Raw genomic sequence first — 23,350 nt, 5'->3', positions numbered from 1 at the left:
GTCAACCGCCGCAGTCGGCCAGGTGGGTGCCAAAGCCGCCGCGCTCCGGGACGGCGCCCGCGACCGGCTCCGGGGCGGTCGCCCCGGTGACCGGGGCGGGCTTCTGGAGGGCCAGCGCCACCGTGCCGCCTCCGCCGCTCGGGCCGAGGGCGCAGTCGTCATCGTCGTCGTCCGAGGTCATGTTGCACCCGGAGAGGGCCAGCGCGAGCACGGTGAGCGTGCCGAGTTGCACGGTGGCCGACCGGAGCCGGCGAGGGGAGCGGTTTTCCACCCGTTCGTTGTAGCCGATGGTCGCCACCGCGTCGTCACCCGGTCGTGCAGAGGATCGGCCCTGGTCATCGCTTTTTCCGAGGGCGTTTTCAGGGCAAAGCAGACCGCTGGCCGAGGTGGCCGCTGCCCGGCGCGGCTTCCGGTCCGGGCGTTACGCTCGGCTCATGCTCCGTTCGGTCATCCTCGCCGCCGCCCGGTCATCCCGGGTCGAGCGGCTCGTCGAGACGGCTCCCTACACGCGGGACGTCGTCCGCCGGTTCGTCGCCGGCGCCGGTACCGACGACGCGTTGCGCGCAACCCGCGGGCTCGTCGCCGACGGCCTCACGGTCACCCTCGACTACCTGGGCGAGGACACCGTCAACCCCGAGCAGGCCAACGCCGCCCGGGACGAGTACCTCGCCCTGCTGGGGGGGCTGCGCGACGGCGGGCTCACCCCGGCCGCCGAGGTCAGCGTGAAGCTCTCCGCTCTCGGCCAGAAGTTCGACGAGCAGCTCGCCTACGACCACGCGCGGGCCATCTGTGTCGCCGCCGACGAGGCGGGCACCAGGGTCACCCTGGACATGGAGGAGCACACCACCACCGATTCGACGTTGGACATCCTGTCCAAGCTCCGCAAGGACCACCCCGGCACCGGGGCGGTGCTCCAGGCGTACCTGCGGCGGACCGAGGCGGACTGCCGGGACCTGGCCACCGCCGGTTCCCGGGTCCGGCTCTGCAAGGGCGCGTACCGGGAGCCGGAGTCGGTGGCGTACCAGTCGGCCCGGGACGTGGACCGCTCCTACGTGCGCTGCATGAACGTGCTGATGTCCGGCGACGGCTACCTGATGCTCGCCACCCACGACCCCCGCCTGATCGGGATCGGGGAGGACCGGGCGCGCTGGTTCGACCGGGGGCCGGACAGCTTCGAGTTCCAGATGCTCTACGGCATCCGGCCCGATGAGCAGACCCGGCTGGTCGCCGCCGGGTACACCGTTCGGACGTACGTGCCCTACGGCGACCAGTGGTACGGCTACCTCATGCGGCGGCTCGCCGAGCGCCCGGCCAACCTCGCCTTCTTCGGTCGCGCCCTGCTCTCCCGGAAGTGACCGGGCCGGCGGGCGTGGCGCGGGCCGGCGGAGACCCGTCGTCCGCCGGCCCGCGACCCACCGGGCGCCCGGTGGGGCCCGGGTGGGGGCGCCCGCCCGACCCACCGCCCCCGTTCTCCGGCGGGTCGACGGGCCGGGCGGCCGGCAGGGTCCGGCGGCCGACCGGCCGGGACCCGGCCGACGTGTCCGGCCGGCGAGCGCTCCCTGGAAACCTACCTAGCTAGACATTGACCGGTCTAGTTATCAGCTATTCTTTCGCCTGCTGCCAATGTGGCCCGGTAACTCTTGACCGGAGCCCGGCACCCCGGTCGTGCGGCTGGAACCGGGATTCGGGTGCAGGGCGGGCGGGGTCGCCTCGGGGCCCGCGTCACCCGACGGGCCGGCGACGGCCGCGCGGGCCACCCGTACCCCGTCGGGGGTGAGCCGGTAGTACCGGCGGCGCGGCCGGCCCTGGGCCTCGTGCGCGGCCGGGTCCTCCCAGAAGCTCTCCACCCAGCCGGCCAGCTCCAACCGGGCCAGGATCGGGTGCAGTGTGCCGGTCTTCAGCCGTGTCTGGCGGGCGATGTCCCGGCCGTACCGGGGCTGGTCCGGCGCGGCGAGGAACAGCCGCAGCACCTCGACCGTCTGCGGGGTGAGCCGGGGGCCGGTGGGAGCCATGACCGGAGTCTAGGTAAGTCGGAAGCCCTGACCAGCCGGCGCAAACGGCAGTCCGGACAGCCGAACGGCGTACTCTCCCGCCGTGGAGGACGAGCGGCACGGGTTGCGGCGGAGGCGGCGCGGGCTCCTCTGGGCGGCCGTCGCCGTGGTGGCCGTGGCGTTGGGCTGCCTCCTGCCTGCGGCGTTGGTGGCGGCGGTGGTCCGGGAGACGGCGGACCGGTCGGCCGGCGAGAGGGTGCCGCGTCCCGGCGGTCCGGCGAGCGGCCCGGTCGCCCGGCTGGCCGCCGCGATCGACACCCAGCTCGAGCGGCAGTCCGGGGCACTGTTGCGCGGCGACCGGGATGCCTTCCTCGCGGTCGCCGACCCGGCCGCACGGGCCGACCTCACCCGACGGTTCGCCTCCCTGCGCGCGTTGCGGGTCGCCGTCTGGCGGGCCGAGCCGAGCGGTCAGCCGGCCCCGGCACCCGGCCAGCCGGCCCCGGCACCCGGCCAGCCGGCCCCGGCACCCGGCCAGCCGGGCCAGTGGCGGCAACTGGTCACCTACCGGTACTGCCTGGTCGTGCCCGACTGCACCCCCAGCCCGGTGCTGGCCGCCACCCGGTGGCGGGAGGCACCCGACGGGCCCCGCCTGGTCGCCGTCGAGCCCTCCGTGTCCGCCGAGACCGGTACCCGGCCATGGGAGGTCAGCGAGCTGGTCAGCGCCGTCGGTCCGCGCACGGTGGTGGCCACCACCGTCGGTCTGCGGGCCCGTCTGCCCGGGTTGCTCGCCGAGGCCGAGGCGGCCGCGGCGGTCGCCGACGGGTACGCCGTGAACGGCATCCGGCCGGACCGGTACCGGATCTTCTACGCCGGCCGGGACGAGTGGCGGCGTTGGTACGGCGGCGGCCGGCCGGCGTGGACCGGCGGGTACGTGGTGACCGTGGGCGGCGGACACCACGAGGTGGTGCTGAACGCGGACGCGTTGCGGACGGGCGGCGTCGCCGACCTGCTCCGCCACGAGTTGACCCACGCCGCCTCGCTCCCCGCCGGGGGCTGGTCCGGCCGGCACGCCTGGTGGCTGGTGGAGGGGATGGCCGAGCTGGCCGGCGCGGGTGGCCGTCCGGTGGGCCGGTACGCCGGGCTGGACGACGTCCGGCGGCTGCTGGTCGGGGGCGGCTGGGACGGCCGGCTCGACACGCTCGCGCCTGCCGACGACGCTCCCGCCGACCGGGTCGCGGCCAGCTACGGCGTCGGTTACCTGGCGGTCCGGTACCTGGTAGACCGGTACGGCGGTCAGCGTCTGCTGGCTTTCTTCGCGGCGGTGGTGCACGACCGCCGGCCGGTGGCGGAGGCTGCCCGCACGGTGTACGGGGAGCCGTGGTCGGAGCTGCACGACGAGTGCGTCGCGCGGGTGCGGGCCGTGGCCGCTTGACCGGTTGCCCGCGCCGTCGGCGTTTCCGGCCCCAGCTCACCGCGGGGGCGGACGGTCATGATCGACCGCCGTCCAGGCCACCGGCCGGGTCTGAGACACTGTGCACGCTCCCAGTGCGGAGCCCCGGACCGTGTCCGCAAGCGGCCCGGGGCGCCCGCCCGGTGGCCCCGGTGGCGCCACCGGAGCCACCGGGCGCCTTCCGCCGCAGCTCACCAGGGACGGAAGCGTGCCCAACGCAAGATCAAATGCGCGAAGGGATCGCGCCGGTCACAGCCGTCCCGTTACCGTACTGGTAACACGCGCGTTGCCCTGGTGGCGGGACGAACCCGTCGCAGGCCGCGCTGGGCATGGGATGGGTCGGTGAGCCATGGCCGGGTCGCAGTCCGACGGACGGCTGTCGGAGGTCAAGTTCCTCACCGTCGCCGAGGTGGCGGCGGTCATGCGGGTGTCGAAGATGACGGTCTACCGGCTCGTGCACAGCGGTGAGCTGACCGCCGTGCGGGTCGGACGGTCGTTCCGGGTGCCCGAACACGCGGTGCACGAGTACCTGCGTGGAGCGTTCTCCGAGACGGCCTGACGATCGGCGGCGGGAGCCGCGGCGGCCCGACGGTCGTCCGCCGGAAGCGGTACGACGGCGCGGGCCGCAGCGACGTCCGGCGCTTCCCGGAGCGCGTGGTGACGGCCATCGACGGGGGCGCGTTGGTCCTGCTGATGGTCTCCGGCTACCCTGGATCCGACCGTGACCACCCGGCGGTGCGCCGTGATGCCCACCCACCAGGTCCGGTCCGTTGTCCGCAAGCGGTACCAGCACCATTTCGTGGTGCCTCCGGTCCGCCCCGCACGTTGCATCGAAAGGCTGTCGTATGGGCTCGGTGGTCAAGAAGCGCCGCAAGCGCATGGCTAAGAAGAAGCACCGCAAGCTGCTGCGCAAGACCCGCGTCCAGCGTCGCCGTCTCGGCAAGTGACCGGTGCCGGGCGTGACCCGGCACCGGCACCACTTGCCATCTGTCGACCCTCGGAGGCTCAGGTGAGAAGGCCGTGGACGTCCCGGCTCGCTGATCCGGCCTGCCGGGCAGGGTGCGCGACATGACCCCCGGTGGCACCCCAGGTGCTCCGGGGGTCGTCGTCGTGACCGGGGTCAGCCGCTACCTCGGCGCACACGTGGCCGCCCGGCTCGCCGCCGACCCCCGGATCGAACGGGTGATCGGCGTCGACCCGCCCGGTGCGGCGGAGCCGGCCGACCTGCTCGACCGGGTCGAGCGGGTGCGCGTCGACGCCGGCTCGGTCGGAGACCTCCTGGTCGACCTGGAGGTCGACGCGGTGGTCCACCTCGCGCTGGTCAGCGCCCCCGACCGGCAGCAGGGCGGCCGGGCGGCGATGAAGGAACAGAACGTCATCGGCACCATGCAGCTCCTCGCCGCCTGTCAGCGGGCGTCCCGGCTGCGCAAGGTCGTCGTCCGGTCGTCGACCGCCGCCTACGGGGTCTCCTTCCGTGATCCGGCCGTCTTCACCGAGGAGACCGAGCCGCGCGAGGTACCGCGCGGCGGGTTCGGCCGCGACATCCTGGACATCGAGGGGTACGTCCGCGGCTTCCGCCGTCGCCGCCCCGACGTCACCGCGACCGTGCTGCGCTTCGCGCCGTTCATCGGCTCCACCGCCGACACCACGCTGACCCGGTACTTCCGTCAGCCGGTCGTCCCCACCGTCCTCGGCCGGGACCCCCGGTTGCAGTTCCTCCACTTCGACGACGCGCTGGAGGTGCTGCACCGCTCGATCGTCGAGGACCATCCCGGCACCTACAACGTCGCCGGTCCGGGCGTGCTCTCGCTCTCGCAGGCGATCCGCCGGGCCGGTCGGCTCGAGGTGCCGGTGCTGGAACCCGGGCTCTCCGGGGCGGTCGCGCTCGCCCGTACCCTCGGGTACGGCCGACTCGGCCTCGACCAGGTCGACCTCTTCGTGCACGGCCGGGTGGTCGACACCAGCCGGCTCGTCGAGGAGTACGGCTTCACCCCGCGTTCCACCGCTGCCGCCTTCGACGACTTCATCCGCGCCCACCACGGTGGGGTCGTGGTGACCCGTGACCAGCTCGCCGCCGCCGAGCAGGCCGTCCTCGCCGGCATCCGGCAGGTCCGGGCGGCCGTGCGGGAGCAGTCGTGAGCCGGCCCGACGGGACCGAGCGGGACGTGCCGGTGGGGCGGCCGTTCCAGCCGCCGGACGCCACCGACCTGGCCCGACCAGCCCGCCGCAACGGCCACCACCCGGATCCCCCGGCCGTGCCGGGCCGCCCGCTCGACCAGTGGGACCGCCGGGTCGCCCAGGGCCTGGCCTTCCTGCGTCGCCGGCTCTCCGGCGACTACGAGATCGACGAGTTCGGCTTCGACCCGGATCTCACCGAGGCGGTCTTCCACCCGCTGCTGCGGGTGCTCTACCGGGACTGGTTCCGCACCGAGGTCACCGGGCTGGAGCACGTACCCGTCGACGGGGCCGGGCTGGTGGTCGGCAACCACTCCGGCACCGTCGCGTTGGACGCGTTGATCCTCTCCGCGGCCCTGCACGACCAGCACCCCGAGCGCCGGTTCCTCCGGCTGCTCGGCGCGGACCTGGTCTTCCGGATGCCGGTCGTCTCCGAGGTGGCCCGCAAGTCCGGCGGTACGGTCGCCTGTAACCCGGACGCCGAGCGGCTGCTGCGCAACGGTGAGCTGGTCGGCGTCTTCCCGGAGGGGTTCAAGGGCATCGGCAAGCTCTACTCCGACCGGTACAAGCTGCAACGCTTCGGCCGGGGCGGCTTCGTTTCGGCGGCGCTGCGTACCGGCACGCCGATCGTCCCGGTGGCCATCGTCGGCGCCGAGGAGACCTACCCGATGCTGGCCGACCTCAAGCCGCTCGCGCGCCTGCTCAAGCTCCCCTACTTCCCGGTCACCCCGACCTTCCCCTGGCTGGGGCCGCTGGGCCTGGTGCCGCTGCCGAGCAAGTGGATGATCCAGTTCTGCCCGCCGATCCCCACCGCGCACCTGACCGACTCGGCGGACGACCCGCTGGTCGTGTTCAACCTCGCCGACCAGGTCCGGGAGACCATCCAGCAGACCCTCCACCAGCTCCTGGAACGCCGTCCCGACCCGTTCGGCCCCTGACCCGCGAGCGCTGGCGCCCCCGTCGCCGGACCACGCGGCTGACATCGATCGGTTACGCTACGTCAGGCTGGTCGACGGTGGAGGGACGTGGCGGATGGACAACCGACGGAAAGCCACCTGGCGGCGCCTCTCGGCAGCGCTTGTCGCACTGCTCCTGGGGGCGGTTCTCCTGCCGGCACCCGCGCAGGCCGTCGACTACCCGGGCGGGCGACGTATCTACAGCGTCGCGCTCGGAGCCATCCCCGCCCAGGGTGCGCCCGCCACCGGTCCGGTCTGGGTCCGGCTGGCCACCTACTACTTCTTCGGCGACGGCACGGTCACCGAGAGCTTCTTCTACTGGAACCGGGCCACCGCCGTCGGGGCCGCCGGCACGGGCGTCCGGACGACCGGCTGCGCCGGCCACGACTGCGAGGTGCGTACGGCCGCCGGGTTCCAGCCCGGTGCCACCGTGAAGTCCCTCGCCGGCACGTACACCAACTCCGGTGACACCCTCACCATCACCTGGAGCGGGAACGTCCAGGAGACCTGGCGGGTCAGCCAGCCCGCCAGCGACCTCGCCCGGCTCGACTTCGTCAGCTCCAACTACGGGGTCACCGTCGGCTGGGGCTTCGGCAGCTCCGCCTCGAACGACGCGTACACGCCGGTCAGCAACATCCCGCTGGCCCAGTACACCGGCCGGTACGCCGGCTACAGCGGCAGCACCGGTGCCGCCGGCCCCAGCGGGATGGACCTCCGGTCGTTCGCCCGGTGCAACGGGAACTGCCTGAGCTGGCTCAGCCCACCGACCACCACCTGCTCGTCCTGCCCGAACGGCGCGACCTCCTCCCCGATCCGCTACTACCTCGCGGGATCGGGCCGGCGGAACTTCTACGAGCACTGGTGCACCTGCCTGACGTCGAGCACCTGCTACACCGGCGGGTCGCACCGCAAGCCGCAGCTCCAGGTGATCGGCGACAACGGGACGTTCCACGGGTGGGTCGGCGTGGAGGCGTCCAACTCCACGGCGAACACCGGCTACTTCGCGGTGCACTTCCACGTGAACGTCTGACCCGCTCAGGTCAGGGTGCGCAGGTCCAGGGTGTGCCAGCCGGTCGCCTCGCGCCCGCCACCGGACCACCAGAGCACGTCGCCCCGGCAGAGCACCAGATCCACCCCGTCGGCCACCACCAGCGTCCGCCGCCGGGTGACGTCGTACAGCCGTAGCTGCGATCCACCGCCGGGGGCTCCCGCCGGGTCGGTGCGCAGGAGTACCTCGAAACGGTCCCGCACCGCCACGTCGACCAGTGCGGCATGGGTGTCCCCGCCGGCCACCCGGTGCCGGTCCCGGCCGTCCGGGCGGAACAGGTCCAGCCGGCCCGCCCCCGCCCCGACCGGCACCAGCGCCCGGCACCAGACCGGGCCGCAGCTGAGCAGCTCCTCCGGGCCGGCGGGCACCGTGTGCTCCGTACCGTCGACGAGGTGGCGCAGCCGCACCGGTCCGGTGCCGCCGGTCGCCGCGCTCACCAGCCACGGCCACGCCGACAGCGTCCAGGCTCCCGGCTCGGTTCGCACCGCGACCCGGCCGCCGGCCAACGGCACCGAGCGCACCTCGGTCGCCGGAGCGGTGCCGGGGGCCGCCGCGACCCAGTGCAGCCGACCCGAGTCGATCACCAGGTCGTGCCGGGAGTTGAAGAAGAGGACGTCGCCGCCGTCCGTGCTCACCCGCCGGGCCGGCCGGTCCGACCCCGGCTCCACCGTCCACAGCTCGGTCCGCCCCCGGCCGTCCGGGCCGGTGGTGGTCTCCGCCCACGCCACGACCGTTCCGGAGCCGGTGAACCCGGCGTACTGCGGGCTCCCGGACTCGGGCAGCCGGCGCAGTTGACGGACCACGCCGTCGGCGGACCGCCGCAGCAGTCGCAGGTGACGTCCGTCGGGGCTGGGCGCGGTGCCGATCGAGGTGGCCGGGTCGAGGAACCAGACCGGGCTGTACGCCGTGCCGTCGGCGAGCCGGGCCGGCAGGTCCCGCCGTACCGCCCGGGGCCACTCCTGCTCCACCCCGGCGGGCGGCGGTGCCGGTTCGGCGGGTGGGGGACCGGCCTGCGGCAGCGTGACCAGCGCGGTGCCGGCGGTGATGGCCACGGCGAGCCCGGCCAGCCCGGGACGGTAGCGCCGGGCCGGGCCCGGCAGCCGTACCGCCACCGGCCACCGGCGCCGGGTCAACGGAGGTGCCGCCGACGGTGCAGAGCCACCCCGGCGCTGACCGCCCCGGCCAGCAGCCCGGCGGCGGCCGTCGACGGTACGGCGATCCGGGCCGCCCGGCGGCCGGTACGGAAGTCCCGGATCTCCCAGCCCCGCTCCCGGGCAGTACGCAGCAGCATCCCGTCCGGGTTGACCGCGACCGCCCGTCCGACCGCCGAGAGCATCGGCAGGTCGTTGGCGGAGTCGCTGTAGGCGACACAGCGCGACAGGATCAGCCCCTCCACGGCTGCGAGCTGGGTGACCGCCTCGGCCTTGGCTGCGCCGTGCATCAGGTCGCCGACCAGCCGCCCGGTGTACGCGCCGTCGACGATCTCGGCGACCGTGCCGATCGCCCCGGTCAGGCCGAGCCGGGTGGCGATCACCCGGCCGATCTCCACCGGCGCGGCACTGACCAGCCAGACCCGCATTCCCTCGTCGAGGTGGCGCAGGGCCAGCTTGCGGGTGCCGGCCCAGATCCGTGGGGCCATCAGCTCGTCGAAGATCTCCTCGGTGAGCCGTTCGACGTCGTCCACCCGCCAGCCCTCGACGAACGCGAGGGCGGCCTCCTTGGCGTGCGTCATGTCCCCGGCGTGCTCGGTCGCGAGCAGTCGGAACCGGAGCTGCCGCCAGGCGAACCGGGCCAGGTCGCCGGCGGTGAAGTACTTCCGGGCGGCGAGCCCCCGGGCGAACCAGTAGATCGAGGCGCCCTGCATCATCGTGTTGTCGACGTCGAAGAAGGCCGCGGCGGTCGGGTCGGGTTCGGGGCGACCGGGTGGCTCCAACTCGGTGGGAGCCCAACCCGCGGTGTGCCCGTGGGCGTCCGTACTGACGGTCACCTTTCGGCTCCGGGCCACGCAGGTACTCCCTCCGCTCGACGCACCGGCCGGCGCGGTGTGCGGCGGACCGGTCCGGCGCGACGCCCCGCCGCGAGCGGCACGACGTCTGCCACCCGCGAGACTAGCCAAGGAAGATCGCGGCTGACGGGCGCTGCGGCGTACCCGGGCGCCGGTCAGCGGTCGGTCGGGCAGGAGCCGGCGGTCGGGCCGAGGGCGTCGGTCGTACCCGTCTGCGGGGCACCGCAGGTCAGGGCCGCCCGCAGCGCGTCGGCACGCTGTCCCGCCGCGTCGAGCAGGGTCAGGGACCGCCGGGTCCGGTCCCGCTCGGCGCGGGACGCCCCGTCCAGCAGGGCGGCCACCGCCCGGCGCTGCCCGGTGACGAAGGTGTCGACGGCGTCCAGGCCGGCGGCGTCGGTGCGCTGCACCGCCGTGCTGGTCAGCAGTTGCACGCCCTGGCGGGTGTCCTCGTCCATGTCGTCGAGGATCGCCTCGAAAGCCGCCCGGTCACCCCGCACCTCGCTCGCCTCGGCGAGTCGGGTCCGGGCGAAGTCCAGGAAGAGCTGTCCCCGGCCCAGGTCCGAACTGGCCAGGGCGAGCTGGGCCCGTTCGGTGGACCGTTTCATGCCGTACAGGGCGTCGCCGGGGACGGCGTTCTCGCTCGCCGCCGAGATGCCCGAGACGGCCACGGCACCGACGGCGACCCCGACCAGGATGGCACCCCGGGCGCGGGCCCGGCGGGCGGTGACCGGGGGCAGGAGCGGACCGCGCGGGGACGGCCCGGCGGCCGTCCGCCGACCGGCCGGTCCGGCCCCGGCCGTCGGGGCGGCCGTGGTGCCGACGCCCTCACGTTCCACGGTGGCCACCAGCATCGCCCGTAGCCCGGTACGGAAGTCCGCGTCCACCTCGACCGGCGGGGCGGCGGCACCGAGCTGTCGGCCGAGACCGACCAGGTCGCCCAGGCGGTCGTCGACCCGGGAGCGTACGTGGTGCCGGCGGCCGCCGTTGGCCTCGTCGAGCAGTTGTGCGAAACGCTCGGCACGCCGACGGGAGAAGAGGTTGCTGTCCACCGCAGGCACTCCTCTCACTGGTCACGGTCGTCCGGCCGGTGTGGTCCCAACTGGGAGCCTGCCGAGGCGAACACCGGTCGCACCGGGAGAAACGGTCGGTACCGGGCCGTGGTTACGGGGCTGGGCACCCGGAATGGAGAGGAGTGATGGCCATCACTGTCTTCCGGCAGGTGTGAACCCGCCGGTGCAGACGTGGCGGCGGGGCTAGGGCTGGAAGCCGTCCGGCAGCAGGCGGGCCAGGGCGCGTACCGCGCGGTACTGGAGGGCCTTGATGGCGCCCTCGTTCTTGCCCATCGCCCTCGCCGTCTCCGCGACCGAGAACCCCTGGAGGAACCGGAGCACGATGCACTCCTGCTGCTCCGGGTTGAGCTGCTTGACGGCGGTCAGCAGGGCCACGTTGGTGATGTGCTCGACCACGGCCGCCTCCGGGCTCCCCTCGGGGCCCCGGTCCTCGCGGTCGGCGTCCATGACGTCGCCGGTGGTCACCTCCAGCCGGTACCGGCCGGACTTGAAGTGGTCGGCGACCAGGTTCCGGGCGATCGTCACCAGCCAGGCGCCGAGATCCCGCCCCTGCCAGGTGAAGCTGCCGATCCGCTTGAGTGCCCGCAGGAACGTGTCGGAGGTGAGGTCCTCGGCGAGCTGGCGGTTGCCGACCCGGAAGTAGACGAACCGGAAGACGGTGTCGACGTACCGGTCGTAGAGCAGTCCGAACGCCTCCGGCTCGCCGGCCTTGGCCCGCTCCACCAGCGACCAGACCTCGGTCGCCGGATCGGACGGGTCCGGACGGCTCGGCGGGACGGCCGGCGGCTCGGGCGGCGCGGTGGCGGCCGGGACCGCCGGCATGACCGCGGTCTCGGCGGCGGCCGGGTCCGCCTCGTCGCCGGGCCGGCGGCCCTGTGCCGGCATACTCGGCCGGGCCGGCACGGCTACCCGGCCCCCGGTCGACTTCGCGTTGCCGCCGGGCGGTGCGGGGCGGGAGGGGGGTTCGTTCGGGTGGGGTCGGTTGCGCGTCCGTCTGGCGGTTCCGTCGTCGCCCTCCCCGAGACCCCAGGTGTCGTCGACGCGGCGTAGCGGGGCCAGTCCCGTCGGTTGCTCGGCGTAACCGAACGTGGTCACCGGGCCTCCCTCCCGCCGGGGGGCACCGTCCGTCCGGCCCGCTGCGGGGTCGGCGAGGCGTTTTCGCCTCCGGTTCGGACGGTCGGCGCTGGTCCGGGCGCTGTCGGCTGACGGCCGACCCCGGTGGGGCGCTGGTCCAATACGGTCACAGGCACGGCGGCCTCCTCGGGCTGAGGGGTGTCGACTCACGGCAAATGGGGTGAGTCGACCCGAGTGATGATAGGGCCAACGTCACCCATGTGTGGCAAGTCCGTTACACAGAGCCGAAGTATTTCCCGCCTCGTCATACCGGTGTCGGACCCGTTGTGCGTTGGAGCCGGTTGACTTTCGTCCAGGAAGGTGGTTAGCGAAAAACCGCTGGTAGCTGGCCTGCCGTCGGCGTGGCGCACCCCGCTCGCCGGCCGACCGATCGATGGGCATGGTCTGCCACCCGCCCACTGTGCCAGACTCAGCGACCGTGCAGCAGCAGACAGCGGGAAGCTCCGCGCCGAACCTCGCCGACCGGGTACGCCGGGCGGCCGACCGTCGTCCCGACCGGGTCGCGCTGCACTGGCGCGACCAGACCCTGACCTGGTCCGAACTGGACGCGGCAGTGGACGGGGTGGCCCGCGCGCTCACCCGGGCCGTCCCGGCGACCGACCCGGCCTCCGGCCAGCCGCCGGCCCGGGTCGCCCTCGCCCTGCCCAACTCCCCGGACTTCGTGCTCGGCTATCTCGGCGCGCTCCGCGCGGGGCTGGTCGCCGTGCCGCTCAACCCCGGGCTCACCGGCCCCGAACTGCGTCACGTGCTGGCCGACTCCGGCGCCACCGTGCTGGTCGGCACCTCGGCCGTGGTCGAGCTGGTCGCCGGGATCGCGGCGGAACTGCCCGCCCTCACCGCCGTGCACACCACCCTGCCGACCGGGGCGACCGGGCCGGTGGCGTCCACCCGGGGCGGGGACGACCTCGCCGTCCTGCTCTACACCTCCGGCACGGAGGGTCGGCCCAAGGGGGCCATGCTGTCGCACCGCGCGCTGGCCGCCAACCACGAGCAGGTCGACCGGCTCACCCCGCCGGTGGTCGGGCCGGACGACACGGTGCTGCTGGCCCTGCCGCTGTTCCACGCGTACGGGCTGAACACCGGGCTCGGGTCGGTCGTGCACCACGGGGCCACCGGTGTGCTCGTCGACGAGTTCACCACCGTCGGGGCGCTCGACGAGATCGCCCGGCACCGGGTGAGCGTGCTGGTCGGCGTACCGTCGATGTTCCAGGCGTGGGCGGAGGCGGGCGGGACGGTCGCGACGGCGATGGCGTCGGTCCGGGCCGCGGTCTGTGGTGCGGCGCCGCTGGAGCCGGCGGTCGCGGCGCGCTTCGCGGCGGTCGCCGATCGGCCGGTGCACGTCGGGTACGGCCTCACCGAGACCGCCCCGGTGCTCACCTCGACCCTGGTCGCCGGGGCACCGAAGCCCGGCTCGATCGGGCGGGCGTTGCCCGGTGTCGGGCTGCGCCTGGTCGCGCCGGACGGGACGGACCTGTGGCGTGACGGCGTGTCCCCGCCGGAGGAGGACGCCGACGAGATGGACCTCGAGGTCTCCTCGCCCGGCACCGACCCGGGCCAGATCGTGGTCCGGGGCGAGAACCTCTTCGCCGGCTACTGGCCGGACGGACGCGGCGGACCGGACCCGGACGGCTGGTGGGCCACCGGGGACGTCGCCTACGCCGACGCCGACGGCGACCTCTTCCTGGTGGACCGCCTGCGCGAGGTGATCCTGGTCAACGGCTTCAACGTGTACCCGCACGAGGTGGAACTGGTGCTCCAGGCCCATCCGGCGGTGGCGGAGTCGGCGGTGCTGGGCGTGCCGCACCCGCGCACCGGCGAGACCGTCCGGGCGTACGTGGTGCCGAGGGCGGCCGGTACGGTGGACGCCGGGGAGTTGCTCACCCACTGTGCCCGGCACCTGGCCCGGTTCAAGTGCCCGACGTCGGTCGAGTTCGTCGACGCGTTGCCGCACTCGGCGATCGGCAAGGTGCGCAAGACCCTGCTCCGGCCGTCCGCCGCCGGTGACGCCCACGGAGGTTCCGATGTCCACTGACGCCCGGCTCACCCTGATCACCCGACCCGGCTGCCACCTCTGCGACGACGCCCGCGAAGCGCTCGCCCGGGTGGTCGGGGTCACCGGTGACCGGTGGACCGAACGCGACGTCACCGGGGACCTGGAACTGGAGCGTGAGTACGGCGACCGGCTGCCGGTGGTGCTCCTCGACGGCCGGGAGCACGGCTACTGGCGGGTCGAGGAGGAGCGGCTGCTGCGCGACCTCACCACCGGTCGGCTCTGACCGCCGCCGGGTGGCCCACCACGGCGCGGTGCTGACTATCGTGGCCGGATGACCCCTGCTCGCCCCCACCTGGTGTGGGACTGGAACGGCACCCTGCTCGACGACCTCAGCCTCGTGGTGGCCTGCACCAACGCGGCGTTCGCCAGCGTCGGCGGGCCGGCGGTCAGCGCCGACGAGCACCGGGTGCGCTTCCGCCGCCCGATCGCCGACTACTACGCCGAGATGCTCGGGCAGGCCGTCGACGACGAGGCGTTCGGCCGGCTGGACCGGGTCTTCCACGACGCGTACCGGGTCGGCCTGACCACCTGCGACCTGGCTGCGGACGCCCGCTCCGCGATCGCCGCCTGGCCCGGCGGCCAGTCGCTGCTCTCCATGTGGTTCCACGAGGAGCTGGTGCCGACCGTCCACACCTACGGGCTGGCCGGGCACTTCAGCCGGGTGGACGGGCTGCGGGCCCAGGTCGGCGGCGACCGTAAGGCGGAGTCGCTCGCGCGGCACCTCGACGAGCTGGGTGTCGACGGCGGTTCGGTGGTGCTGATCGGGGACTCGCTGGACGACGCCGACGCGGCCGAGGCGGTCGGCGCGCGGGCCGTCCTCTACACCGGCGGCTTCACCGACCCGGCCCGCCTGCGCGCCTCGCGGCACCCGGTGGCCGACACCCTCACCCAGGCCGTCCACCTGGCGGCCACCCTGCCCTGACCCGTTCCGGTCGGGTCGGGGTCAGGTGCGGAGGTAGGTGAGGACGGCCTGGACCCGGCGGTGCAGGTGGTGTGTGTCCGGGGGCAGGTCCAGCTTGGTGAAGATGTTGCGGACGTGCTTCTCCACCGCGCCGTCGCTGACCACCAGCGTCCGGGCGATGGCGGTGTTCGAGCGTCCCTCGGCCATCAGGGCCAGCACCTCGCGTTCGCGCGGGGTCAGCTCACGCAGCGGGTCGTCGCGCCGCCGCCGGACCAGCAGTTGCGCCACCACTTCCGGGTCCAGCACGGTGCCACCGGCGGCCACCCGGGCGAGCGCGTCCAGGAACTCGTCGATCGCGGCGACCCGGTCCTTGAGCAGGTAGCCGATCCCGCCGCCGGCACCGCCGGTGGTGGCGAGCAGGTCGTCGGCGTACGACACCTCGACGTACTGGGAGAGCACCAGGATCGGGGTACGCGGCACGAGCCGACGGGCGGTCACCGCCGCCCGTAGCCCCTCGTCGGTGTGGGACGGCGGCATCCGGACGTCGACGATCGAGACGTCGGGCCGGTGCGTCACCACCGCCTCCACGAGCGCGTCGCCGTCCCCGACCGCGGCCACCACCTGATGGCCGTTCTCGGTCACCAGCCGGATCAGCCCCTCCCGGAGCAGTACGGCGTCATCGGCGATCACCACCCGCATGGTCGGAATGTCTACCACGTCGACGGCCGTCGGGCCGTGGCCGCCTCACGGCAGTCGAACCCCGGTCGCCGCTCCGGCGGTCATTCCGGGAGGAGCGCGTGGACCTCGGTCGGGCCGCCGGCCGGACTGGTCACCGCCAGGGTGCCCCCGCCGGCCCGGACCCGGTCGGCGATGCCGGCCAGGCCGTGTCCCTTGGCCAGGTGCGCGCCGCCCTGCCCGTCGTCGGCCACGCTGATCCCCAGGTGCCCCTCCTGCCGGCCGACGGTCACCCGGCACTCGCTGGCGCGGGCGTGCTTGGCCACGTTGGTCAGCGCCTCGGCGACGACGAAGTAGGCGGCGTGCTCCACCGCCGGCTCGGGCCGACCGTCCGGGGTGCCGAGGTCCGGGTCGACCCGCAGCTCGATCGGGACCAGTCCGCGTCCGGCCAGGGCGGCCAGGGCGGCGGGCAGCCCCCGGTCCACCAGGATCGGCGGGGCGATGCCCCGGGACAGGCCGCGCAGCTCGGCCAGGGTCTCCCGGGTCTGGTCGAGGGCCTCGTCCAGGGTGCGACCGGCCGCCTCCGGGTCGTTGGCGAGCTGCTGCCGGGCCCGGCCGAGGTCCATGGCCAGTCGTACCAGCCGCTGCTGTGGGCCGTCGTGGATGTCCCGTTCCAGCCGGCGCAGTGCCGTCGCCTCGGCCGAGGCCGCGGCCCGCTTCTGCTCCTCCAGCACGGTGATCCGATCCCGCATCTCGGCCACCCCGGTCAGCATGGCCCGGCCGAAGCCGGCCTGGAGCAGCGCGCAACCCCGCACCACGACCGGCAGGGTGAGCAGGAAGAACAGCCCGATGGCGGTGTGCAGGCCGATCCGGATCGCGGTGGTGTCGCCGAGACCGATCAGCTCGTTCAGGTTGGTGTCGCCCGGGGCGCGGGGGATGGCCCAGTCGTACGTCCAGTAGAGGACACCCGTGGCGGCCACCGCCCACCAGACCAGGGTCAGCACGAAGGTGACGATCGCCACGGGGAGCCGGAGGATGCCGTGGGCGAGGTCGAGCCAGGACTGGACGTCGCGCATCGGCAGGAAGATCCGCCGCCAGGCGGTCGCGCCGGGTTCCGGGAGCCGGTAGCGCGGCCGGATCCGGGGCTGCCGGCGGACGGCGGCCAGTCGCAGCCGCTCGATGTCGGCCAGGCCCCGGGCCGCGTAGAGGGTCCCGGTGAGGACCGGCAGGCCGACCACCAGCACCAGCAGCCCCAGACCCAACACGAACCCCACCAGCAGCACCACGAAGCTGGCCACCGCGAGCGGCAGACCGAGCAGGACGTATCCGGAATCGGTGAGAAGACGTCGGGGAAGGCCCGGGGTGCGGGCCGTCACGGAGGGCGCGGGATTGGCCGTGGTCATGGGTCGAGGCTAGGTGCGCCGGGGGGTGCCGACCCATCCCGTACACCGCCCTACCGGAGGTGGGGCTGGCCCTACCTCGAAGGACACGGCGGGCGCGACCGGCGTAATTGGTCAGACAAGTCGTAATTAAGCAATAATCGCGACGCGGTGTCGCGGTGCCCGCTCAATGGCGGGTGCGAAACGGAGGGCCTGGTGTTGTCGCGTCGTGCATTCGCAAGATCGCGATTTGTGCACGTCTTCACAAGCGCCTACTCTGTAGTTCCGACGCGCCCTGCTAGCACAGCCGGCAAGATCGGTCGCCAGCGGGAGTCCCGAAACGGCCGGCGAGCGGAGCTGGTCCAGGATCGCACCGCACGGAGTCTCATGAGTCAGCACCGTCACCCAGGCGCGCCCGGCCGCGCCGGTGCCGTACCGGCGCTTCCGGATCTGCCGGAAGCGACCGTCGCGCGGCTCCCTGAGTATCTCCGTGCCCTCCATCACCTCGCCGAAACCGGTCACGAAACGGTCTCCAGCGAGGGGCTCGCCGCCGCCGCCGGGGTCAACTCCGCCAAGCTCCGCAAGGACCTCTCCCACCTCGGGTCGTACGGCACCCGGGGCGTCGGCTACGACGTCGGGCTGCTGATCGACCAGATCGAGTCGGTGCTCGGGCTCACCCAGCGGCGGGCGGTCGCCCTGGTCGGCGTCGGTAATCTCGGTCACGCCCTGGCCGGCTACGCCGGCTTCGCCAGCCGCAGCTTCCGGATCGCCGCCCTCTTCGACGCCGACCCGGGCCGGGTCGGCGAGGAGATCAACGGGCTGGTCGTGCGGCACATCGACGAACTGCCCCGGGTCGCGGTCGAGGAACAGCTGGCCATCGGCGTCATCGCCACCCCGGCCGGCGCCGCCCAGGCGGTGGCCGACCAGCTCGTCGCGGTCGGCGTGACGAGCATCCTGAACTTCGCGCCGTGTGTCCTGGCGGTGCCCGACGGGGTCGACGTGCGCAAGGTCGATCTCGCCATCGAGTTGCAGATCCTGTCCTTCCACGAGCATCGTAAGGCGTCGCTCACCGCCCTGCCGGGTACCGGCCCGTCCGCCCTCAGCACGCTCGCCGGCCGCGGCGCCACCACCGACCCCCAGGAGGCGATCGGCACGTGAAACTGCTCGCCGTCGGCGCGTCCTACCGCACCGCTCCGGTCGCTGTGCTGGAGCAGTTGGCGGTGGCCCCGGCCGAACTCACCCGGACCCTGGACCGCCTGGTCGCCCAGCCGTACGTCAGTGAGGCGGTGCTCGTCTCCACCTGTAACCGGGTGGAGGTGTACGCCGCCGTCTCCGGCTTCCACGGTGGTCTCGGCGACATCTGCGCGGTCCTCGCCGAGCAGGCCGGCGCGCCGCCCGCCGCCCTCGCCAACCACCTCTACGTGCACTACGACGCCGCCGCGGTCGACCACGTCTTCCGGGTCGCCGCCGGGCTGGACTCCATGGTCGTCGGCGAGGCGCAGATCTTGGGGCAGCTCCGGGACGCCTACCACTGGGCGGCCGGCGCCGACTCGGCCGGCCGGCTGCTCCACGAGCTGATGCAGCAGGCACTGCGGGTGGGTAAGCGCGCTCACGCCGAGACCGGGATCGACCGGGCCGGCCAGAGCGTGGTCAGCGCCGCGTTGAACCTGGCCGCCGAGCAGCTCGACGGCACCCTGGCGGGTCGGCCGGCACTGATCGTGGGCGCCGGCGCGATGGGCGCGCTCAGCGTGGCCACCCTCTCCCGGCTCGGTGCCGGGCCACTGACCGTGACCAACCGGGGGGCCGACCGCGCCGTGCGGCTGGCCGAGTCGTACGGGGCCAGCGCTGTTCCGATGGCCGAGCTGGCCGACGCGCTCTCCACAGTGGACATCGTAGTGGCCGCCACGGCGGCCACCGAACCGGTCCTCACCCACTCCGTGGTGCGCCGGGCACTCGCCGCGCGGGACCCCGACCGGGGCCCGTTGGTCCTGCTCGACCTGGCCGTCCCGCGCGACGTCGGGCCGGGCGTCGCCACGCTGCCCGGGGTCGAGGTGATCGACATCGACCGGATGGGCACCGTGCTGGCCGGCGGTCCGGCCGCCACCGACGCGGCGGCGGTCGACCGGATCGTCGCGGGCGAGGTCGAGTCCTTCCTGACCTGGCTGCGCGGGGCGGACGTCGCGCCGACCGTGGCCGCCCTGCGCGGACGCGCCGACGACGTGGTCGCCGCCGAGCTGAGCCGGCTGGCCCAGCGTCGCCCGGACCTCACCGACGACCAGCGGGCCGAGGTGGCCCGGACGGTCCACCGGGTGGTGCAGCGCCTGTTGCACCAGCCCACCGTGCGGGTCCGGCAGCTCGCCGCCGAACCCGGCGGTGACCAGTACGCCGCCCTGCTGCGGGAACTCTTCGACCTTCAGGTGCCGCAGACCTCCCCGGTCGACACGGTGCCCGACATCACTCCCGACGGAGGACAGCGATGACCGCCCCCCTGCGCCTCGGCACCCGGGGCAGCGCGTTGGCGATGGCCCAGTCCGGCCACGTCGCCGACGCGCTCACCGCCGCGACCGGCCGCCCGGTCGAGCTGGTCGAGATCGTCACGACCGGTGACCGGTCCTCGGAGCCGGTGCACCGGCTCGGGGTGGGGGTCTTCGTCTCCGCGCTGCGCGACGCGCTCACCGCCGGTGAGATCGACCTCGCCGTGCACTCGTACAAGGACCTGCCCACCGGTGAGTACGGTGGGCTGCACATCGCGGCGGTGCCACCCCGGCAGGACCCGCGGGACGCGCTCGTCGCCCGTGACGGTCGCACGCTCGCCGAACTGCCGTCCGGCGCCGCCGTCGGAACCGGCGCGCTGCGCCGTATCGCCCAGCTGCACGCACTCGGGATGCAGCTGACCGTCGTGCCGATCCGCGGCAACGTGGACACCCGCCTGAGCCGGGTGCTCGGGCCCGACGCCGATCTCGACGCGGTCGTTCTCGCCCGTGCCGGGGTGGCCCGGCTGGGCCGGACCGACGAGATCACCGAGACGCTCGACCCGATGCTCATGCTGCCCGCACCCGCCCAGGGCGCGCTGGCCGTGGAGTGCCGGGCCGACGATTCGGACCTGGTCGAGCTGCTCGCCGTACTCGACCATGCGCCGTCCCGGGCCGCGGTGACCGCGGAACGGGCGTTGCTGGCCACCCTGGAGGCCGGATGCTCCGCACCGGTCGCCGCTTATGCCGAGGTCGCCGAGGGCGACACCGGCGAGGAGATCTACCTGCGCGGGGCGGTGATCAGCCCGGACGGCACCCGAGACATCCGGCTGTCCCGCACCGGTACGCCCGCCGACGCGGCGGAGATCGGCAAGGCACTCGCCGCCGAACTCCTCGCCCGTGGCGCCGACTCGATCCTCGGCCAGCCAGAGCACGCCGGCCCGGGGACCCAGCAATTTGGGAGCACAGAATGACCCGCACCCGTAAGCCCGTAGGCCACATCGCGTTCGTCGGGGCCGGTCCCGGCGACCCGGGCCTGCTGACCCGTCGGGCGCACGACGCCCTGGTCGACGCGGACCAGGTGGTGTACGACCGGGGCGTACCCGAGTCGCTGCTCGACGCCGTCCGCGCCCAGGCCCGCTCCGACGCCCAGTTCACTCCGGCGGAGGGCGCGCCCGGTGACGTCGCGAAGGTGCTCATCTCGGCGGCCCGTTCCGGGCTGAACGCGGTGCACCTGGTCGCCGGTGACCCGTTCGGGCACGAGTCGGTGGTCAAGGAGGTGCAGGCGGTGGCGCGTACGGCCGCGCACTTCGAGGTGGTGCCCGGCGTGAGTCAGGCCGAGGGTGTCGCCACCTACGCCGGGGTGCCGCTGCCGGGCGTCCGGACCTCCGCCGACGTCGAGGACGTCACCACGCTGGACTTCGAGGCACTCGCCGCCGCCATCGGCCGGGGTTCGCTGGCACTGGCCGTGGACGCGGGCGACCTCGCCGCGATCCGGGACGGCCTGCTCGCCGCCGGGGTGGACGGCACCACCGCGGTCGGGGTGACCGGGGACGGCACCGGGGAGACCCAGTACACCACCACGTCGACCGTGGACTCCTTCGTCGCCGCCGCGCTCGGCTTCACCGGCCGGGTCGTGCTCACCCTCGGGGAGAGCGTCGGCCAGCGCGACCGGCTCAGCTGGTGGGAGAACCGCCCGCTGTACGGCTGGAAGGTGCTGGTCCCCCGGACCAAGGAGCAGGCCGGCGTGATGAGCGCGCGGCTGCGCGCGTACGGGGCGATCCCGTGCGAGGTGCCGACCATCGCGGTCGAGCCGCCGCGTACCCCCGCCCAGATGGAGCGGGCGGTCAAGGGCCTGGTCGACGGCCGGTACGCGTGGGTGATCTTCACCTCGGTCAACGCCGTCCGGGCGGTCTGGGAGAAGTTCGCCGAGCACGGCCTGGACGCCCGGCACTTCGGCGGCGTCAAGATCGCCTGTATCGGTGAGGCGACCGCCGACGCGGTCCGCGCGTTCGGTATCCAGCCGGAGCTGGTCCCGGCCGGGGAACAGTCCTCCGAGGGGCTGCTGGCCGAGTTCTCCCCGCACGACGAGATCCTCGACCCGGTGGGCCGGGTGCTGCTGCCGCGCGCCGACATCGCCACCGAGACGCTCGCCGCCGGGCTCACCGAGCGCGGCTGGGAGGTCGACGACGTGACCGCGTACCGGACGGTCCGGGCCGCGCCGCCGCCCGCCGAGATCCGGGACGCGATCAAGTCGGGTGGCTTCGACGCGGTCCTCTTCACGTCGTCCTCGACGGTCCGCAACCTGGTCGGCATCGCCGGCAAGCCGCACGCGCGTACCGTTGTCGCCGTGATCGGTCCCAAGACGGCCGAGACGGCGACCGAGTTCGGCCTCCGGGTCGACGTGCAGCCGGCGCACGCTTCGGTGCCGGACCTGGTCGAGGCGCTCGCCACCTACGCCGTCGAGTTGCGGGAGAAGCTGGCCGCGATGCCGGCCAAGCAGCGTCGCGGTTCGAAGGTGCAGGGGCCGACCGCCCTGCGGTTCCGCTAGCCGGCCCGCGGGTCCTCGGCCCGACCCCGTCCACACCCCCGCACAGGAGGCAGCAGTCATGCCGTACCCCGACATCCGGCCCCGCCGGCTGCGCCGCAACGCGGCCGTGCGGAGGCTGGTCGCCGAGACCCGGGTCATGCCGTCCGACCTGGTCGTGCCGATGTTCGTCAGGGAGGGCCTGACCGAGGCTCGGCCGGTCGCCTCCATGCCCGGGGTGGTCCAGCACTCCCGGGAGTCGCTGCGCAAGGCGGCGGCGGAGGCGGTCCAGGCCGGGGTCGGCGGGATCATGCTGTTCGGGGTGCCCGAGCGGCGGGACGCCACCGGCTCCGGTGGCATCGCCCCGGACGGCATCCTCAACCTCGCCATCCGGGACGTGGTGAGCGAGGTCGGCGACGCCACCGTGGTGATGAGCGACCTGTGCCTGGACGAGTTCACCTCGCACGGGCACTGCGGGCTCCTCACCCCCGGTGGTGAGGTGGACAACGACGCCACCCTGGCCGCGTACGCGGAGATGGCGGTGGCCCAGGCCGCCGCCGGGGTCGGCGTGGTCGGGCCATCCGGGATGATGGACGGCCAGGTCGGCGTGGTACGCCGGGCGCTCGACGCCGCCGGTCACCAGGACGTGGCGGTCCTGGCGTACGCCGTGAAGTACGCCTCGGCCTTCTTCGGCCCCTTCCGGGATGCGGTGGAGTCCGCCCTGGAGGGGGACCGGCGCACCTACCAGCAGGACCCGGCGAACCTGCGCGAGTCGCTGCGCGAGGTCGCGCTGGATGTGGCCGAGGGCGCCGACATGGTGATGGTCAAGCCGGCGCTGCCGTACCTGGACGTGGTCGCGGCGGTCCGGGCGGCGGTGGACGTGCCGGTCGCGGCCTACCAGGTCTCCGGCGAGTACGCGATGGTCGAGGCCGCCGCCGCGAACGGCTGGGTCGACCGGGAGCGGGTGATGCTGGAGACGCTCACCTCGATCCGGCGGGCGGGCGCCCAGGTCATCCTCACCTACTGGGCGGTCGAGGCGGCCGGCCTGCTGCGCGAGGGCTACTGACCCGGGCGGTGTCGAGGTCGGCCACCGGTCCGGGCCGTGCTGATGTCGGCCACCGGCGCGGATGCTGGTCCGGCTCCGGGGCGGATCTCCCGACGGTCACGGATGTCCCGCACCGTGCCGGCCGCCACGGCGTAGATCGGGGTGCCCTGGCTGTTGGCGATGTCCCATCCCAGGTGACCCGGCCGGGAGGCGGTCTTGTAGCCGGAGGTGAGGGTGCCGAGGCTGGGGTTGCTCCACCCGGTGACCGCCGCGCTCGCCGCCGTCGGCAGGCCGACGGCTCCGAGTCCGATGCCGACACCCAGCGCCGCGAAGACGGTGCGCCGGCTGACCGCCAGCTCGGACATCCCGACGGGACGATCGTTCTCCTGCATGGCCCATCCTTGGTTCGCGGGGGTGGCCGGTCCAGAGCGGGGTGACCGGTGGAGAGATCGTAGATCATGAATGTCGAT

Annotated in this window: 24 protein-coding genes; 15 read left to right on the top strand and 9 right to left on the bottom strand. The window is 73.9% G+C overall.

Annotated elements, in window-relative coordinates:
* Window position 1: 1 nt before the first annotated feature.
* Window positions 2–298, bottom strand: a complete 297-nt coding sequence (locus tag GA0074694_RS03495; protein ID WP_245714530.1) for a hypothetical protein — start codon at window positions 296–298, stop codon at window positions 2–4.
* A gap of 136 nt (window positions 299–434) precedes the next feature.
* Here GA0074694_RS03495 and GA0074694_RS03490 point away from each other — a divergent pair, with 136 nt between their 5' ends.
* Window positions 435–1,355, top strand: coding sequence for a proline dehydrogenase family protein (locus GA0074694_RS03490; protein WP_091452311.1), 921 nt, complete (start codon window positions 435–437; stop codon window positions 1,353–1,355).
* Window positions 1,356–1,598: 243 nt separating this feature from the next.
* Here the strand turns inward: GA0074694_RS03490 and GA0074694_RS03485 are convergent, their stop codons facing one another.
* A complete protein-coding gene (locus GA0074694_RS03485) occupies window positions 1,599–2,012 on the bottom strand; it encodes a PadR family transcriptional regulator (RefSeq protein ID WP_091452307.1) in 414 nt (137 codons plus the stop codon).
* A gap of 82 nt (window positions 2,013–2,094) precedes the next feature.
* On the opposite strand from GA0074694_RS03485, the gene GA0074694_RS31360 reads away from it, so the two are divergent.
* The 6 genes from GA0074694_RS31360 to GA0074694_RS03455 all read left to right on the top strand — a co-directional run bounded on the left by GA0074694_RS31360 (window position 2,095) and on the right by GA0074694_RS03455 (window position 7,602).
* Window positions 2,095–3,423 carry a hypothetical protein gene (locus GA0074694_RS31360; RefSeq protein ID WP_091452303.1) on the top strand — a complete coding sequence of 443 codons (1,329 nt, stop codon included), beginning with the start codon at window positions 2,095–2,097 and terminating at the stop codon, window positions 3,421–3,423.
* 367 nt (window positions 3,424–3,790) lie between these two features.
* Window positions 3,791–4,000 carry a helix-turn-helix domain-containing protein gene (locus tag GA0074694_RS03475; protein ID WP_088981934.1) on the top strand — a complete coding sequence of 70 codons (210 nt, stop codon included), beginning with the start codon at window positions 3,791–3,793 and terminating at the stop codon, window positions 3,998–4,000.
* Window positions 4,001–4,286: 286 nt separating this feature from the next.
* Window positions 4,287–4,388: a 30S ribosomal protein bS22 gene (locus GA0074694_RS03470; RefSeq protein ID WP_007465623.1), complete on the top strand. Its 102-nt coding sequence runs from the start codon at window positions 4,287–4,289 to the stop codon at window positions 4,386–4,388.
* 121 nt (window positions 4,389–4,509) lie between these two features.
* Complete coding sequence (locus tag GA0074694_RS03465) at window positions 4,510–5,580, top strand: NAD-dependent epimerase/dehydratase family protein (protein ID WP_091458583.1); 1,071 nt, start codon at window positions 4,510–4,512, stop codon at window positions 5,578–5,580.
* Window positions 5,581–5,696: 116 nt separating this feature from the next.
* The gene (locus GA0074694_RS03460; protein WP_176737923.1) at window positions 5,697–6,554 is read left to right on the top strand and encodes a lysophospholipid acyltransferase family protein; all 858 of its coding nucleotides are present in this window, start codon (window positions 5,697–5,699) and stop codon (window positions 6,552–6,554) included.
* A 94-nt stretch (window positions 6,555–6,648) separates the two neighbouring features.
* Window positions 6,649–7,602 carry a hypothetical protein gene (locus tag GA0074694_RS03455; RefSeq protein ID WP_091452300.1) on the top strand — a complete coding sequence of 318 codons (954 nt, stop codon included), beginning with the start codon at window positions 6,649–6,651 and terminating at the stop codon, window positions 7,600–7,602.
* A gap of 5 nt (window positions 7,603–7,607) precedes the next feature.
* On the opposite strand, the gene GA0074694_RS03450 is transcribed toward GA0074694_RS03455, so the two are convergent.
* From GA0074694_RS03450 to GA0074694_RS03435, 4 genes are all read right to left on the bottom strand, one after another.
* A complete protein-coding gene (locus GA0074694_RS03450) occupies window positions 7,608–8,732 on the bottom strand; it encodes a hypothetical protein (RefSeq protein ID WP_091452297.1) in 1,125 nt (374 codons plus the stop codon).
* Window positions 8,733–8,749: 17 nt separating this feature from the next.
* Window positions 8,750–9,625, bottom strand: coding sequence for an HAD family hydrolase (locus GA0074694_RS03445; protein WP_091452294.1), 876 nt, complete (start codon window positions 9,623–9,625; stop codon window positions 8,750–8,752).
* A gap of 155 nt (window positions 9,626–9,780) precedes the next feature.
* A complete protein-coding gene (locus tag GA0074694_RS03440) occupies window positions 9,781–10,674 on the bottom strand; it encodes a DUF5667 domain-containing protein (RefSeq protein WP_091452290.1) in 894 nt (297 codons plus the stop codon).
* 204 nt (window positions 10,675–10,878) lie between these two features.
* The gene (locus GA0074694_RS03435) at window positions 10,879–11,790 is read right to left on the bottom strand and encodes an ECF subfamily RNA polymerase sigma factor, BldN family (protein ID WP_091452287.1); all 912 of its coding nucleotides are present in this window, start codon (window positions 11,788–11,790) and stop codon (window positions 10,879–10,881) included.
* Window positions 11,791–12,202: 412 nt separating this feature from the next.
* Here GA0074694_RS03435 and GA0074694_RS03430 point away from each other — a divergent pair, with 412 nt between their 5' ends.
* Genes GA0074694_RS03430 through GA0074694_RS03420 form a run of 3 tightly spaced genes read left to right on the top strand, consistent with a single transcriptional unit; the run spans window position 12,203 to window position 14,804 of the window.
* The gene (locus GA0074694_RS03430; RefSeq protein WP_091452285.1) at window positions 12,203–13,861 is read left to right on the top strand and encodes an AMP-binding protein; all 1,659 of its coding nucleotides are present in this window, start codon (window positions 12,203–12,205) and stop codon (window positions 13,859–13,861) included.
* A complete protein-coding gene (locus tag GA0074694_RS03425) occupies window positions 13,851–14,105 on the top strand; it encodes a glutaredoxin family protein (RefSeq protein WP_091452281.1) in 255 nt (84 codons plus the stop codon). Before GA0074694_RS03430 ends, GA0074694_RS03425 begins: the two co-directional genes overlap by 11 nt.
* A gap of 48 nt (window positions 14,106–14,153) precedes the next feature.
* Entirely contained in the window at window positions 14,154–14,804 is a 651-nt protein-coding gene (locus GA0074694_RS03420) for an HAD family hydrolase (RefSeq protein ID WP_091452278.1), read from the top strand.
* Window positions 14,805–14,825: 21 nt separating this feature from the next.
* Here the strand turns inward: GA0074694_RS03420 and GA0074694_RS03415 are convergent, their stop codons facing one another.
* Complete coding sequence (locus tag GA0074694_RS03415) at window positions 14,826–15,482, bottom strand: response regulator transcription factor (RefSeq protein ID WP_091452274.1); 657 nt, start codon at window positions 15,480–15,482, stop codon at window positions 14,826–14,828.
* A gap of 80 nt (window positions 15,483–15,562) precedes the next feature.
* Window positions 15,563–16,861 (bottom strand): sensor histidine kinase, encoded by a 1,299-nt coding sequence (locus GA0074694_RS03410; RefSeq protein ID WP_091452272.1) that lies wholly within the window; start codon window positions 16,859–16,861, stop codon window positions 15,563–15,565.
* A 363-nt stretch (window positions 16,862–17,224) separates the two neighbouring features.
* Here GA0074694_RS03410 and GA0074694_RS03405 point away from each other — a divergent pair, with 363 nt between their 5' ends.
* Genes GA0074694_RS03405 through hemB form a run of 5 tightly spaced genes read left to right on the top strand, consistent with a single transcriptional unit; the run spans window position 17,225 to window position 22,901 of the window.
* Window positions 17,225–17,995, top strand: a complete 771-nt coding sequence (locus GA0074694_RS03405; protein ID WP_091452269.1) for a redox-sensing transcriptional repressor Rex — start codon at window positions 17,225–17,227, stop codon at window positions 17,993–17,995.
* Window positions 17,992–19,317: a glutamyl-tRNA reductase gene (locus GA0074694_RS03400; protein WP_091452265.1), complete on the top strand. Its 1,326-nt coding sequence runs from the start codon at window positions 17,992–17,994 to the stop codon at window positions 19,315–19,317. The genes GA0074694_RS03405 and GA0074694_RS03400 overlap by 4 nt, the downstream gene beginning before the upstream one ends.
* Window positions 19,314–20,282, top strand: a complete 969-nt coding sequence (gene hemC, locus GA0074694_RS03395) for a hydroxymethylbilane synthase (protein ID WP_091452259.1) — start codon at window positions 19,314–19,316, stop codon at window positions 20,280–20,282. Before GA0074694_RS03400 ends, hemC begins: the two co-directional genes overlap by 4 nt.
* Complete coding sequence (locus tag GA0074694_RS03390) at window positions 20,279–21,859, top strand: bifunctional uroporphyrinogen-III C-methyltransferase/uroporphyrinogen-III synthase (RefSeq protein ID WP_091452256.1); 1,581 nt, start codon at window positions 20,279–20,281, stop codon at window positions 21,857–21,859. The genes hemC and GA0074694_RS03390 overlap by 4 nt, the downstream gene beginning before the upstream one ends.
* Window positions 21,860–21,917: 58 nt before the next feature.
* Entirely contained in the window at window positions 21,918–22,901 is a 984-nt protein-coding gene (hemB, locus tag GA0074694_RS03385) for a porphobilinogen synthase (RefSeq protein ID WP_091452252.1), read from the top strand.
* Here the strand turns inward: hemB and GA0074694_RS03380 are convergent.
* The gene (locus tag GA0074694_RS03380; RefSeq protein ID WP_091452248.1) at window positions 22,895–23,272 is read right to left on the bottom strand and encodes a M23 family metallopeptidase; all 378 of its coding nucleotides are present in this window, start codon (window positions 23,270–23,272) and stop codon (window positions 22,895–22,897) included. The two genes, hemB and GA0074694_RS03380, sit on opposite strands and share 7 nt — an antisense overlap.
* Window positions 23,273–23,350: the final 78 nt, after the last annotated feature.

Origin of the sequence: Micromonospora inyonensis (assembly GCF_900091415.1) — a bacterium.
In the GTDB taxonomy this organism is placed as follows: Bacteria; Actinomycetota; Actinomycetes; order Mycobacteriales; family Micromonosporaceae; genus Micromonospora; species Micromonospora inyonensis.
Note: the sequence above shows the minus strand (reverse complement) of the source record. Positions and strands in the feature narration are given on the sequence as shown.